Below are 13,680 nucleotides of genomic sequence, written 5' to 3' on the forward strand. Positions count from 1 at the left end.
ACATAGTTTGTATAAAAATAAATCAATTGAGGTTATGGTCATGAGCCAGAAAACCCTGTTTACAAAGTCTGCTCTCGCAGTCGCAGTGGCAATTATCTCCACCCAGGCCTGGTCTGCAGGCTTTCAGTTAAACGAATTTTCTTCCTCTGGCCTTGGCCGGGCCTATTCGGGTGAAGGCGCTATCGCAGACGATGCAGGTAACGTCAGCCGTAACCCGGCGCTGATCACAATGTTCGATCGCCCTACTTTCTCCGCGGGTGCGGTATACATCGATCCCGACGTTAATATCAGTGGCCGTTCACCGTCCGGGCGCAGCCTTGACGCAGATAACATCGCGCCAACCGCCTGGGTGCCAAACGCCCACTTTGTTGCTCCTATTAACGATCAGTTTGGTTGGGGGGCGTCCATTACCTCTAACTATGGTCTGGCAACAGAATTTAATGATACCTATGCTGGCGGCTCTGTCGGCGGTACGACCGACCTCCAGACCATGAACCTGAACCTGAGCGGTGCATATCGCTTAGATGATGCCTGGAGCTTCGGTCTCGGTCTGAATGCCGTTTACGCCCGTGCGAAGATTGAACGCTTTGCCGGTGATCTGGGCCAACTGGTTGCAGGACAGGTGATGCAGTCCCCTGCCGGACGCACTCCGCAGGGCCAGCAACTGGCAGCCACGGCCAACGGCATCCCAAGCGATACGAAAATTGCCCACCTGAACGGTAACCAGTGGGGCTTCGGCTGGAACGCCGGGATTCTGTATGAGCTGGACAAGAACAACCGCTATGCGTTGACCTACCGCTCTGAAGTCAAAATTGACTTCAAAGGTAACTACAGCAGCGATCTGCCTCCGGCAATCAATAACTTTAATCTGGGCCTCCCCACCGCAACCGGCGGCGCGACGCAGTCGGGTTACCTGACGCTTAACCTGCCTGAAATGTGGGAAGTGTCTGGTTATAACCGCGTGGCACCACAGTGGGCCATCCACTACAGCCTGGCTTATACCAGTTGGAGTCAGTTCCAGGAGTTGAAGGCGAAATCCACCGGCGGTAAGACACTGTTCCAGAAAGATGAAGGCTTCAAAGACGCCTTCCGCATCGCGCTGGGTACCACTTATTACTACGATGATAACTGGACGTTCCGCACCGGTATCGCCTTCGATGACAGCCCGGTTCCGGCACAAAATCGTTCTATCTCCATTCCGGATCAGGACCGTTTCTGGCTGAGCGCAGGGACGACCTACGCCTTCAATAAAGATGCGTCTGTTGACGTGGGGGTTTCTTACATGCACGGTCAGAGCGTGAAAATTAACGAAGGTCCGTACAAGTTCGAATCTGAAGGTAAAGCCTGGCTGTTTGGTACTAACTTCAACTACGCATTCTGATTTATTACCGATGTAAAAAAGGTGAGCTTTTTAGCTCACCTTTTTATTCGTCCCAAAAACCTTATTCGGAATCGATCTCTTTCAATTCGTCCTGAATCGCCTGAGCGTTGGGGTTTTCCTGCGGTTTGAGCTTACCGCCGTTAGCGATAAAGTCATGACGCTGGAAATACGCTTCACGCACCATGATGTAAGGATCCGAAGACTGACGCAGCAGACCATCGGAGTCCAGCAACTGGGCGCGGTTTTCAATCCCTTCAACTGTCCATTTACCGATAGACATCGGCCAGGTTAACCATGAAAGAACCGGATACAGCGTATCCGCCATATCACCACCATCATCACGCAGGGTGAAACTACCGTAGAATGGCAACTGCACGTAAGGACCATACCCGACGCCATAGTGACCCAACGTGCTGCCGAAACGATGCGGCTCAACGCGCTGTAGCTTCGGATTCGCCATTCCGGCAACATCAATAAAGCCGCCCATCCCCAGAATGGTGTTCAGGAAGAAACGAGTGAAATGCACCATTCCCTGATACGGATCGCCCTGCAGGAAATAGTTCACCATTACCGCAGGCTCTTCGAGGTTGCCGGTAAAGTTACTCAGACCGTTACGGGCAGGCTGTGGAACATAATCACGCCAGGCGACAGCCACCGGTCGAACGACATACGGATCCAACACATTAAAGTTGAAGTTGTACATAGTGCGGTTGAACCCTTCTAATGGGTCCGAACGCCCCTGCTGTTCTGTACCGGAACTTGCACACCCCACGAGGAGTGTGATTCCCAGTGCAAGCGCCGACAGGCGAAGCTTCATATATGTCTCCCTGTTAATTGTGGCTATCGCTGATTGCCATCCATGACGGAACGCTACCGTGTCCGCCTGTAAAGGTGTGAGCGATTGTAACAGCACGTCAAACGATGTCTATATCACCGAACTGCTTGATGTGATCATAGCCTGGTCAGGCCGGAATTATCATGCAGCCATTCTATCGAGATGAAAAAATACAATTGTTACCATTTTTGCCTTTTCAGAAGATCGCCTGACGGTCAACAGAAGAAAAGCCGCTACGCTTTACAAGTATCAGCTTAGAGCAAGAGGCGAGTATGGATAATCTGGAAAACGATAAGATAGATAAGCATAGCGACAACATTGAGGTTGAGAGTGAAGAAAAACAGCGCGGGAAAAAGATAGAGGTCGATGAGGACCGTCTGCCTTCACGCGCGATGGCGATTCACGAGCATATCCGGCAAGACGGCGAGAAAGAGCTGGAGCGCGACGCCATGGCTCTGCTGTGGTCTGCCATCGCCGCCGGACTGTCAATGGGGGCTTCTCTGCTGGCAAAAGGGATTTTCCATGTGGAACTGGAGGGTGTGCCGGGTAGTTTTTTACTGGAAAATCTTGGTTACACCTTTGGCTTTATCATTGTCATCATGGCGCGCCAGCAGTTGTTTACCGAAAACACCGTCACCGCAGTGTTACCCGTGATGCAAAACCCGACGGCGGGAAATGTTGGCTTGTTAATGCGCCTGTGGGGCATTGTTCTGCTCGGGAACGTGCTGGGCACCGCCATAGCCGCATGGGCCTTTGAATATATGCCTATTTTCACCGAAGAGACGCGGGATGCCTTCGTGAAAATTGGTATGGGCGTGATGAAAAATAGCCCTACTGAAATGTTCGCCAATGCCATTATTTCCGGCTGGCTGATTGCCACCATGGTCTGGATGTTTCCTGCGGCCGGTGCGGCAAAAATCGTGGTGATCATCCTGATGACCTGGCTTATCGCGCTTGGCGATACCACCCACATCGTGGTGGGTTCAGTGGAGATCCTCTATCTGGTGTTTAACGGCACGCTGCACTGGAGCGAATTCTTTTGGCCGTTTGCCCTCCCTACGCTGGCCGGGAATATCTGTGGCGGCACCTTTATCTTCGCCCTGATGAGCCATGCGCAGATCCGCAACGATATGAGCAACAAGCGGAAAGAAGAAGCCAAAAAAGCCGCCGAAGAAGAGAAAAAGCAGCAAAATCCGGTTTGAATGGTGACGGTTTGAACAGTCAGGCGGCACTACCCTTACCGAAGCAAACAAAAGACGGTATACTCGGTGCCGCTTCGTCCCCTTAGTTAAATGGATATAACGAGCCCCTCCTAAGGGCTAATTGCAGGTTCGATTCCTGCAGGGGACACCATAACTACATCTCTTCCGAAGTCGACCAATATCCATAACCTCCCCTTATCGCACAGACGAGGTCATTAGCGGATGCCCTGCTTTCGTTGGTGGAGAGTCATTTTGCCTGCAAAGTACAAAAGCGAGCATGAACAGCAATCACTGTCTTTGCATAAACTCATCGGCATTCTATTTTTCAGATAACACCAATACGTTATGACTCCTGAATATTATTCGTGATCCAGTATAATTACCGCTTATCGCGCTAAATTTATGGATGAATCATGCGACTTGCCGTTAATACGCTACTGTTAGTTTTCTCCCTGTTTCTCTCTGCTTTTTGCCTCTGGGCCGCCAGTCATGCTGCCTGGTACGGGATGCTATTAGCAGTCTGGTTTTTTGCCCTGATCAACAATATGCCATTTGCCATTATGCATGAAGCTGTACATGGCGTAGCGTCTCGCTATGAAGGGGGTAATCGCCTTATCGGCATTGTTGCCGGATGGGCATTCCCGACATCATTTTTATTACAACGTCGTGCCCATCTTAACCACCATGACAATAACCGCACTGACGGCGAGCTGTACGACTACTATCTTACCCATCAGCCCAAATGGCTGCGTAATATCTGGCTTTATGGGGGAAATCTGCTGGGTCTGTATTACTTTTGCGTGGTGTTAGGGAATGCGATATGGCTGGTCGCATGGTGGTTTTATCGCTCTGATATTTTTGTAAAAAAAATCGGCCCGGTACTCGGCTTTGGCTCGCAAATCCCGGAGCTTATCAAACTCCCTCCACTGGGAGTATGGTGCGAGCTGGCCCTGGCGTTTGGCTATCAGGCACTACTCTTCTGGCTTCTGGATTTACACATTCTGAACTATATCGCCTGCCTGTGGGCCTTTGGTCTGCACTGGTCTGCATTGCAATATGTCAATCACGCATGGACTCGACGGGATATCAAAAATGGCGCATGGAATCTGAAGGTTCTGCCAGTTTCTCGCTGGCTGGCGCTCAACTATTATTGTCACCTGGCGCACCATCAACATCCCGCAGTACCCTGGTATGGACTCCCTTCGTTGATTGATGATCAGCCCAGGCCCACCTTCTGGCGTATCTATTTCAGCCTTTGGCGCCATGGCGTACGTCCGGCACCGCCGATGGGTGCCCCGGCTGACATGGAGTTTGTGTTTCCCACAGAGAAGGCGCAGTGACCATGAGAGTATTACTCATTCTACCCTTTGATCGTACATACCGACGGAGAGGGGCTTTTTCAACCTCAATTGGCTATGCGCCCTTAACATTGACCACACTGGCCGCGCTGATCCCAGCGGATTTACATGTGGAAGTGGACATTATTGATGAGGGTGTCAGCCTGCCGAAGCTGGATGGCGACTATGATATTGTCGGGATCACAGCCACAGCATCCTCTTCCCCCAGAGCCTGGTTTCTCTGTGCCCACTGGCGTGCCCGTGGCGCGCACGTCGTGATAGGTGGCGCCCATGCTACCCTGATGCCGGAAGAGGCATCCCGTCACGCCGATACAGTCTTTATTGGGCTGGCAGAGCAGACATGGCCACAGTTTTTGTATGATTTTGCCTCAGGCAAACCGCAAGCGTTCTACAGACATGAGCCGCAAAGAGAGTGCCTGTCAATGCCAATTCCGCGGCGGGAACTGCTCGCTCCCCGTTATCTGAAAATCCCCACCATCGTCGCCAATCGCGGCTGCCGCCTGAGCTGCGATTTTTGTTCCATTCAGCATCAATGGGGAAAGCGAGGTTTGACTCGTCCCGTTGAAGAAGTCATTGCGGAAATTCGCAGCCATGGCGCAAAGCGTTGGATATTTCTCGATCCGAATATTTATTCCGAACGAGCCTACTCACTAGCGCTGTTTGAGGCACTGGCGCCGCTAAACATTCGCTGGTCAGGTCTTTCCACGCTGAGCGTTGTGGACGATAACGAAATATTCGAGGCGATGAAGCGTAGCGGGTGCGAGGGGCTATTGCTGGGACTTGAAAACCTGAGTCAGGAAACGATGCGACAGATTGGTAAACCGACCAATCGCGTCAGTGAATACAGACGACAAATCAGCAAACTTCGGGAAAGCGGGATCGCAAGTCTGGGCTGCTTCGTGTTAGGTTTTGACGAGGATACCGAACAAAGTATCCGCCAGACGATAAAGGACATCCCTGCACTTGGTCTGGATCTGGTGCGTTTTTCCGTCCTGACTCCCCTGCCCGGAACATCGCTGCATCAACGGCTGGTTGCTGAAAATCGCATTCTGACCGATGACCTGAGCCTGTATGACAATGAACACGTTGTCTTTCAGCCTAAAAATATGTCATCTGAACGTTTGCAGACGTTGCTGCATGACGCATGGCGCGAGAGTTATCAGATAAAGGATATCTTGCACCGCGCCCTGCTCAGACCGGGTAGCCGCTGGCTGAGGCTGGCGGCAAATATTGGGTTTCGCATATATGCCGCCAGGCTACGCCGGGAGAAAGTTGCGTTGTTCAGGCCGGAAGACTAGCGTTTGCCCTTCCTTCTGAACAGGAAAAAGCCAAGAATTAAACCGACCAGCAATCCACCGACGCCTGCGCCATACATCACTTTATTAATTGCCTGTGTGGCCTCATTGATCAACGGATTGTCGACAAAATTGGCACCGAAGTGGATCGTTCTGATTTTCCAGTGCCCTTCTTCCAGTACCACGGTCGCCGTCCATCGGGTGGGAATATCGTAGCTACGCCCGTCATTCAGGCTATATTTCTCCCTCCCTTTTCCATAAACCACCCCCCAGGTTCTGTCAGTTGATAGTTCAGTTTGCGTATCAGCGGACAACGAGATATTCAGGCTTTTAAGAAATTTATCTTTGCCAAACCATTTACCGAAGTAGGGTGCAATCTCCTCTTTTCCATGAATGAACTCCTGGGTAATCGGCGTGGCCCGTAGATCGTTACTCAACACGGGCAGCATTTTGTCATATTCGCCAGAATTAATGGCAGACTCTACCAGCACCATGGCCTGACGAAGCTCACGGTGAATAGCCTCATCAGACGAGCTGGCGAACACGTTAAGACTAGTGAACGTTAAGAGAAGCAGGACGATTTTTTTCATAAACTTTCCCTGTGAAATAAGAGACAACGAGTGATAAGAGTAAACCGGTAGCCACATCCAGCACATGGTGCTGATGGACAAACAATGTTGATAAGGCAATGGCGATAAACCAGAACCAGAACACGGTCGGGATCCACCCTCTGGTTTTGCGTGAGATAGCACGAACAGCCGTCCAGGACCAGGCAACGTGCAGGGATGGCACCAGATTGTGCGGCCTGTCCAGTGATAACAAGTGGCTAAATATCGCATGATATAGAGGATCGTCCGGTAGCTGGCGGATAAAACCCAGACGCGCCGGAAACAGTAGAAACATTATCGCGCCAACGATCGTAACCACCATTAATTCAATTGCCAGACGCTTTTGTTCCCGCAGATTTAAAAAGAAAAGCGGTACGATAATAATCAGGTACATCGACAGATATACCCAGATAAACGCGGGAATTAATGGGATCAACAGCTCTTCAGGCAGCCACAGGGCCAGTGTGCCGCTGCGAGTGGTGGTAAAAATATTGATAATGGGATAAAGACCAAAGAACACGACCGAAACCGGCAGCATCCATAGCAGGTAATATTTTAAGCGAGTGGCAAAGGATTCTTTCATCATATTTCATCTGAGGCCAAATCGCATTCGGTGTTTCTTATGCACCTCTTTGCGAAACAGCAGCGTATAGCGCCAGAAGGCGCTCATCCTGGAAAACGACTGAAAAGTCATCCGTAAATCAGAAAAACGCCGAACGATCGAAGGCAACGTATTGAAACGACTGCGGGCCTGATGACACAGTTCGGTTAACAATTCTGGAGACATTCCCAGGGGCAGAAACGCCGCCTGATTAAATCGATATTCAGGATGCAACCACCACGTCCCATCAAATAAAAGCCGCTCCTGCTGCTGCAACTGACGGTATAACGTCGTATTCGGATAAGGCATCAGAATGTTATAGGCGGCAAACGCGAAGCGGTTTTGCAAGGCGAAATCAACTGTGCGTGCAATGCTGTCAGGAGTGTCATGATCGTAACCGAGGGTAAACGCCGCCCAGGTCTGCAATCCAAAATCGCGCAAGGTCGCAATCTCATCGCGGTAATGGTTAAACCCGCGTATGTTTGGCGATTTTCTGGCAGCGTGCAGGCTGGCTGGTGTGATCGACTCGAATCCCATCACATTGCCCCAACAACCACTCTTTTCCATTAATCTCATCAATGATCGATTCTGCGTCACATCCAGACTTGCCTGGCTTATCCAGTTAATGTTGAGCGGAATAAGAGCGTGGCAGAGTTCCGCCAGCGCACGATGCTCTGAAGCAATATTGTCATCAACGAAAAAAATAAAACGACTATTCTGCTCTGTAATTTCCCGCACAACATCGTCAATTTGCCGCAGATAGTGACGACGACCAAAATATTGGCTCACGGCACAGAAATTACAGGCAAAACGACAACCACGGGAAAACTGCATTAGCGAAATCGGCAGGTATCCTTTACCGCTAAATATTTCCCGGCGGGGTAATAACGCACGATGGCAACCATCAACCTGCCCTACGCCCACTGGTGCATCATAGCGCGCTTTCAGATGCCCAATGCGCGCATCGTCGATCATCTCCTGCCAGCGCGTCTCCGCATCGCCGGTAAAGACGCTGTCGGCATACAGCGCAACCTCCTCAGGCACGAGCGTGGCGTGGATCCCGCCCATCACCACCTTCACGCCACGCTGACGGTATTCGTCGGCTATCTCGTAGGCCCGACGGGCGGTAAAGGTCTCGACAGTGATCGCCACCAGATCGGTCTGTTCGTCGTAAGGTATCTGCTCCATACGATCGTCATAAAGTACAACTTCGACATCCGGCGGCGTCAACGCAGCAAGAATGCCCAGCATTAGCGGCTCCATACGTCCTTCATCAACGTACAGACTGTGTTCTTTTCGTCCAATATTGGGTTTTATTAACGTCAGCTTCATTCCATTTCTCCCAGACATTTCCCTTGCTTACGGGCGATCTCTTTGTGTGACACCCAATTTGCCAGTAACGCAATCAGTGTGTTTTTCCACTGACGAGCCCGGTTAATATGCAATAGCCGACGTGCAATAGAGGGATAGCTGTAAAACTGCGTCCTGACCCAAAAACACTGTTCGGTGAGGGCCTGAGCAGACATTCCTTTGGGGGTAAAAATCGGATCGCCGTAGCGATAGTCAGGATCAATCCACCACTGTGGTGACAATAACCGGCCTTCGGCCTTAAGCCGCTCATATAACGCACTGCCTGGCGTCGGGATCAGTAAGTTAAAATTGGCAATTTCCAGCCGGTTATCCTGAGCAAATGCCAGACACTGGCGTAAGGTATCGGGCGTATCGTCGTCATAGCCAAAAATAAAGGTGCCATAGACACAGATCCCTCGCGCATGCAGCGCACGGATAACCTGACCATAGTCCCCAGCAGCATGATTCCACTGTTTACCCATTTGCCTGAGATTACCTGGATTAAGACTTTCAAATCCCATCAAGGCAAATCCGCAACCGGCCTGCGCCAAACGATCCAGCAATGTCTCATCACGCGCCACATCAATACTGATCTGACACCCCCAGCGACGCTTTAATGGTGTCAAAACCTCCAGCAGGCTCTCCAGCTTTTTACGGCTGGCAAACAGGTTATCATCCACAAAAGCAATAAAATGCCCGGGGGGCAGTGCTTCTATTTCGGCCCTGATCTGCTCAACCGGACGCGTACGTACACCGTCGGGATAAAACGCGTGAATAGAACAGAAATCGCAGGCAAAGCGACATCCACGCGAATACTGAATCAACGCAAGCGGCGCATAACGCTTGCCCATGAAAATCGAACGGTCCAGGCGATAGTCATCCAGGCCTCGTTGCCGTGAGCCTTCGTAACGAGGTTGCAACGTGCCACTTTCAACATCCAGCAACAGTTGTTCCCAGGTTCCCTCTGCATCGCCTGTCACCACGCTGTCTGCGTGCTTCGCCACCTCATCCGGCATAAACGTCGCATGGAATCCCCCCATAACAACCTTTATTCCCTGCTGTCGATAGCGATCGGCAAGTTGATAACCTCGCCGCGCAGTAAAAGTTTCGATTGAAATAGCGACAAATTCGACATCAGGGAGCGTCAGAGGAAGGCGCTCCAGTCGCTCGTCGTAAAAAACAATCTCATGCCCTGAAGACCGCGCCGCAAGGATCCCCATCGACAACGGCGTCATCGCATCTTTTGTGCGGTAGTCGCCCATATTGGGGTAAATCAGCGCAATCCTCACAGCAATGCAATCTCCGGCCAGACGATGCGATGCTCCCATTCCGGTTGAGCAATGAGATCCACGCCATAAAGACGTGTGCGATAGACCATTGCACGGGTATCGTTAATCAACGTTTCAGTTTCCGGAAAACCGGCTGGAAGCCCAAGAGACAGTACCTGCGTGGTACACCAGGTTAACGCATCTTCGACCAGCGACGTCAGTTGCTCTTTATCATCAGCTGCGAAAAAAGCCAAAAAACAGTGGTCCAGCGTTTGCCCGGCGGCAGGCAGCGTGACACGTCCAGTCACCCTCGCGTAACCATTATACAGAGGCCGAAGCAGACGGACGCGCCTGGAATAGCGTGCGGCCAATACCTGCTTAAACGCCTGCTGATCCCACAATACCGCACAGGCTTTCAGGGAATGTTCATCCTCACAACCTAGCACTGTCGCCCCGGTATTGCGCAGCCATTGCGCATTAAGCACGGGGGCCAACTGCCGTCTGCTGGCGTGACGATGATAGTATTCGACAACATTGTCATAGCGTTCCTCGGGCATCACGCGCCAAAGATTATGTCGCCGTCCTCGTCTTCGGCTTATTGCCAGCGAACACATTTCACCGAGATAACGGTATACAGGCAATCCCGCCACACCTCGCTCCAGCAGACGGCGTGCTTCATGATTGTCAGCAGCAATACTGGTATAGCAACGTATCGGCGGTGGAAGCTGACGCAAATGCTGAAATCCCGCTCTCAGCACGCGAATACGGTGACGATAGCTGGGGGTAATTCGCAGCCCGCCAAGGTAACCAAGGGGTTGCCGCTCGCCATTTGCAAACCCGGCGTGTTCCGTCAGCCGACACATCCCGACAGCGCGCTCCCCCTCTAACGCCAGCGCTGAATGCACAATGCCAAAATCATCTTGCGTAGAGAAATAGTGTGGACGACGCGTCATCGCCAAATCGATATCGCCATGCATGGCGTTCTCTTCCAGTAGCTGGAGCAGGCTGGTATCCCTCTCTGCCGTGGCGGTTACGACATGCACGACCCGCCCTCCAGTAAAGGGCCTTGCCAGCTTTCATCTCCCAAAGGATAACCATTACGAGCACTGATCTCGTTATGATGTAGCAGGTTAATCGGGAAATAGTTCCGCAACATAAAAAAGTCGCTACGGTTGCGCCAGCTTCTCTGAAACATTGACCGCCAACCATAGAATGCTTTTCTGGCAGCCAGACAACCTTCCGTCACCTGCTGCGGCGTCAGTCCGTTCGGGAAAAATGGCAGTTCGTTATAGCGGTAAGCATCATCCAGCCACCATCTATCGAATCGCAGACGTTTTTCTGCTTCCAGTCTCGAATACAGCGGTGTTCCGGGAAAAGGCGTCATATGGTTGAACGCTGCAATATACATGCTTTGCTCGCGCGCAAACTCTACCGCCTCACCAAACGAATCAAGTGTGTCGTGGTCGTAGCCAAAGACAAACGTGCCATAAACCGCAATGCCATGTTTGCGCAAATTGGCCAGCGCAGCGCTAAAACCGCCCTTCATCGTATTAACCCGCTTATTCATCAACAGCAGGTTCTTTTCATTAAGTGATTCAAAGCCAATTAACACGCCACGACATCCGGCCCGCGCCAGTTCCTGTACGAACCCTTCATCATGAGCGGCATTAATGCTCATTTGCGTTACCCAGCGCACATCAGCCTGCCTCAACGCAGGGAGCACCTCACGACTTTCGCGCAAGCTCCCGGCAAAGTTGTCATCGACAAAAAAGAACATTTTTTTCTGCGTTTTCAGTGAATTCAGTTCACTGAGGACGCTGTCAATATCGCGTCTGCGATAGCGCCGCTGGTAAAAAGTTTGTACTGCGCAGAATTCACAAGGAAAACGGCACCCACGACCCGTTTCAATCAGCCCGATGGGTAAATATCGCTTCCCCTGAAACAAGCTACGATCAACTTTCACTTGTCGAAGATCGGTTTGTTGCCCCTGATAATGGGGCTTGAGCGTGCGATGGCGTAAATCATCAATCACTTCATCCCAGCAAGATTCGGCCTCGCCAGTGACAATAGCATCCGCAAAACGCGCCGCCTCATCAGGAACAAGCGTCACATGAAATCCGCCCATAATGACCGGCACGCCACGGCGGCGATATTCGCTGGCAATCTGGTATGCTCGCCTGGCGGTATAAGTTTCGACGGGAATCGCGACCACATCGGTGGGCTCATCATATGGGATATGTTCCAGACGATCGTCATAGAAGCGGGTATCAATATCTGTTGGCGTCAACCCTTTCAGGGCTGCAACGGGTAATGGCTCCATCTGCCAGGATCGCAGGTAGGATTCATTTTTACGATGTCCAATCGCCGGGTGAATAAATGTCAGTCTCATCAATTAAGCGCTCCGCTCTGGTGAGTACTCAATTGGCCAGTCGCAGGTATAAAACTCATGCAAATGATGGGCATAAAAGCGATATCCCAGATTTGCCGTTAACGCCAGCGGTTGGCAATTTTTCGCATTCCACAATCGTCGGGCAATGCTGCTATAACGGTAGACTTTTTTCCATGCGCGTTCATGACCAAGTTCCAGTTCTCGCACGCTCATCAGATTCGGCTGGAAGACAACATGCTGGGCGTCGTATAACGACCAGTCCTTGGTCAAAATACGCTTTTCCTCTTCGAGACGATGGTATAGCGGCGTACCCGGGAATGGCGTCAGGACAGAGAAACGCGGAAGATCGATACCCGATTCAATAGCCAGTTCGACGGTACGATCAAAAACATCCGTCGTGTCGTGATCAAGACCAAACACAAAACACCCCTGCACGGAGATCCCGAGTCGGTGCAGATCGCCAATCAACGCTTTGTAATCCACAGAGCCATTAAACTTCTTTCCGGCATCCTTCAGACTGCCATCGCTGACGGTTTCCAGCCCAAGCAGCAGCCCTTTGCAACCGCTCCTTGCCATCAGCTCCATCAGATCCCGGTTGTGGGCAATCAGCACCGTAGAGAGACCAAACCATTTTATTTTCAATGGGATCAATGCGTTAAACAAGGCTTTCGCATAACCAATATCGGAGACAAGGTTGAGGTCGACAAAGATGAGTTTGCGTTTTCCCGTTCGGGCGACAAACTGACGGATATCATTCACCACCCACTCGACAGGATGCTGAAACTGCTTTCTTCCCCATGCGGTTGGCGCAACGCAAAATTCGCAATTGTGCGCACAGGAACGCGTTGCCTCAAATACGGACTGGGTCAGAAAATGTTTACTGTCAAAACGCTCGCGCTGCGGGAAAGGCAGTTGAGTATTATCAAGATTGAAGTCGTCTCCCTGGAGGTATTGCGGTTGCAGGTTGCCCTGAAGAAAATCTGTAATGAGTCTCGGCCAGCTTTGCTCCGCATAACCCACACATATGCTGTCAGCGTGACCCGCCGCCTCCTGTGGTAACAGCGTCACGTGCGGTCCTCCCAGAACGACGGTAATCCCCTTCGCCCGAAAACCTGCAGCCAGCTCATAAGCTCTTGGGGCAGTACCGGTTATCACTGTCATGCCTATCAGATCGGCGTCAAGATCCGCCGGGATTTCGCTGATACTCTCGTCAATCAGAGTTATATCGACTGGCAACGTGTCGGGCACCAGTGCTGCCAGCGTTGTCAGGGTGAGCGGCTGATAGCGCAAGGATCGTTTAAAAATTCCGCCCCTACTGCGATACAGCGGCCCTTTCGGGGAGATCAGCACCAGCTTCATTTTTCTCTGCGGGCTGTACGCGAGATTATCCATA

Annotated in this window: 12 protein-coding genes and 1 tRNA gene; 5 read left to right on the forward strand and 8 right to left on the reverse strand. The window is 51.5% G+C overall.

Annotated features, from left to right (window positions below):
- Positions 1–40: 40 nt before the first annotated feature.
- Positions 41–1,381: a long-chain fatty acid transporter FadL gene (gene fadL, locus WB371_RS07540; protein ID WP_336219456.1), complete on the forward strand. Its 1,341-nt coding sequence runs from the start codon at positions 41–43 to the stop codon at positions 1,379–1,381.
- Positions 1,382–1,442: 61 nt separating this feature from the next.
- Here the strand turns inward: fadL and mlaA are convergent, their stop codons facing one another.
- Entirely contained in the window at positions 1,443–2,198 is a 756-nt protein-coding gene (gene mlaA / locus WB371_RS07545; protein WP_336219457.1) for a phospholipid-binding lipoprotein MlaA, read from the reverse strand.
- Positions 2,199–2,497: 299 nt separating this feature from the next.
- Here mlaA and WB371_RS07550 point away from each other — a divergent pair, with 299 nt between their 5' ends.
- The 4 genes from WB371_RS07550 (at position 2,498) to WB371_RS07565 (ending at position 6,074) form a co-directional block, all read left to right on the forward strand.
- Positions 2,498–3,418: a formate/nitrite transporter family protein gene (locus WB371_RS07550; protein ID WP_336219507.1), complete on the forward strand. Its 921-nt coding sequence runs from the start codon at positions 2,498–2,500 to the stop codon at positions 3,416–3,418.
- A 76-nt stretch (positions 3,419–3,494) separates the two neighbouring features.
- Positions 3,495–3,569 (forward strand) — tRNA-Arg (locus WB371_RS07555).
- A 262-nt stretch (positions 3,570–3,831) separates the two neighbouring features.
- The gene (locus WB371_RS07560) at positions 3,832–4,758 is read left to right on the forward strand and encodes a fatty acid desaturase family protein (RefSeq protein WP_336219458.1); all 927 of its coding nucleotides are present in this window, start codon (positions 3,832–3,834) and stop codon (positions 4,756–4,758) included.
- Positions 4,759–4,760: 2 nt separating this feature from the next.
- Positions 4,761–6,074, forward strand: coding sequence for a B12-binding domain-containing radical SAM protein (locus WB371_RS07565; protein WP_336219459.1), 1,314 nt, complete (start codon positions 4,761–4,763; stop codon positions 6,072–6,074).
- Here the strand turns inward: WB371_RS07565 and WB371_RS07570 are convergent.
- Genes WB371_RS07570 through WB371_RS07600 form a run of 7 tightly spaced genes read right to left on the reverse strand, consistent with a single transcriptional unit; the run spans position 6,071 to position 13,679 of the window.
- Positions 6,071–6,661: a hypothetical protein gene (locus WB371_RS07570; RefSeq protein WP_336219460.1), complete on the reverse strand. Its 591-nt coding sequence runs from the start codon at positions 6,659–6,661 to the stop codon at positions 6,071–6,073. The two genes, WB371_RS07565 and WB371_RS07570, sit on opposite strands and share 4 nt — an antisense overlap.
- Positions 6,624–7,265 (reverse strand): phosphatase PAP2 family protein, encoded by a 642-nt coding sequence (locus tag WB371_RS07575; protein ID WP_336219461.1) that lies wholly within the window; start codon positions 7,263–7,265, stop codon positions 6,624–6,626. The genes WB371_RS07570 and WB371_RS07575 overlap by 38 nt, the downstream gene beginning before the upstream one ends.
- A 3-nt stretch (positions 7,266–7,268) precedes the next feature.
- Complete coding sequence (locus tag WB371_RS07580; protein WP_336219462.1) at positions 7,269–8,612, reverse strand: B12-binding domain-containing radical SAM protein; 1,344 nt, start codon at positions 8,610–8,612, stop codon at positions 7,269–7,271.
- Positions 8,609–9,919, reverse strand: a complete 1,311-nt coding sequence (locus WB371_RS07585) for a B12-binding domain-containing radical SAM protein (RefSeq protein WP_336219463.1) — start codon at positions 9,917–9,919, stop codon at positions 8,609–8,611. Before WB371_RS07585 ends, WB371_RS07580 begins: the two co-directional genes overlap by 4 nt.
- Complete coding sequence (locus WB371_RS07590; RefSeq protein WP_336219464.1) at positions 9,916–10,941, reverse strand: N-acetyltransferase; 1,026 nt, start codon at positions 10,939–10,941, stop codon at positions 9,916–9,918. The genes WB371_RS07585 and WB371_RS07590 overlap by 4 nt, the downstream gene beginning before the upstream one ends.
- Positions 10,929–12,287: a radical SAM protein gene (locus tag WB371_RS07595; RefSeq protein ID WP_336219465.1), complete on the reverse strand. Its 1,359-nt coding sequence runs from the start codon at positions 12,285–12,287 to the stop codon at positions 10,929–10,931. Before WB371_RS07595 ends, WB371_RS07590 begins: the two co-directional genes overlap by 13 nt.
- Before the next feature lie 3 nt (positions 12,288–12,290).
- Positions 12,291–13,679 (reverse strand): B12-binding domain-containing radical SAM protein, encoded by a 1,389-nt coding sequence (locus WB371_RS07600; protein ID WP_336219466.1) that lies wholly within the window; start codon positions 13,677–13,679, stop codon positions 12,291–12,293.
- Between the last annotated feature and the right edge of the window lies 1 nt (position 13,680).

The organism is Citrobacter amalonaticus (assembly GCF_037053465.1).
Classification (GTDB): domain Bacteria; phylum Pseudomonadota; class Gammaproteobacteria; order Enterobacterales; family Enterobacteriaceae; genus Citrobacter_A; species Citrobacter_A amalonaticus_H.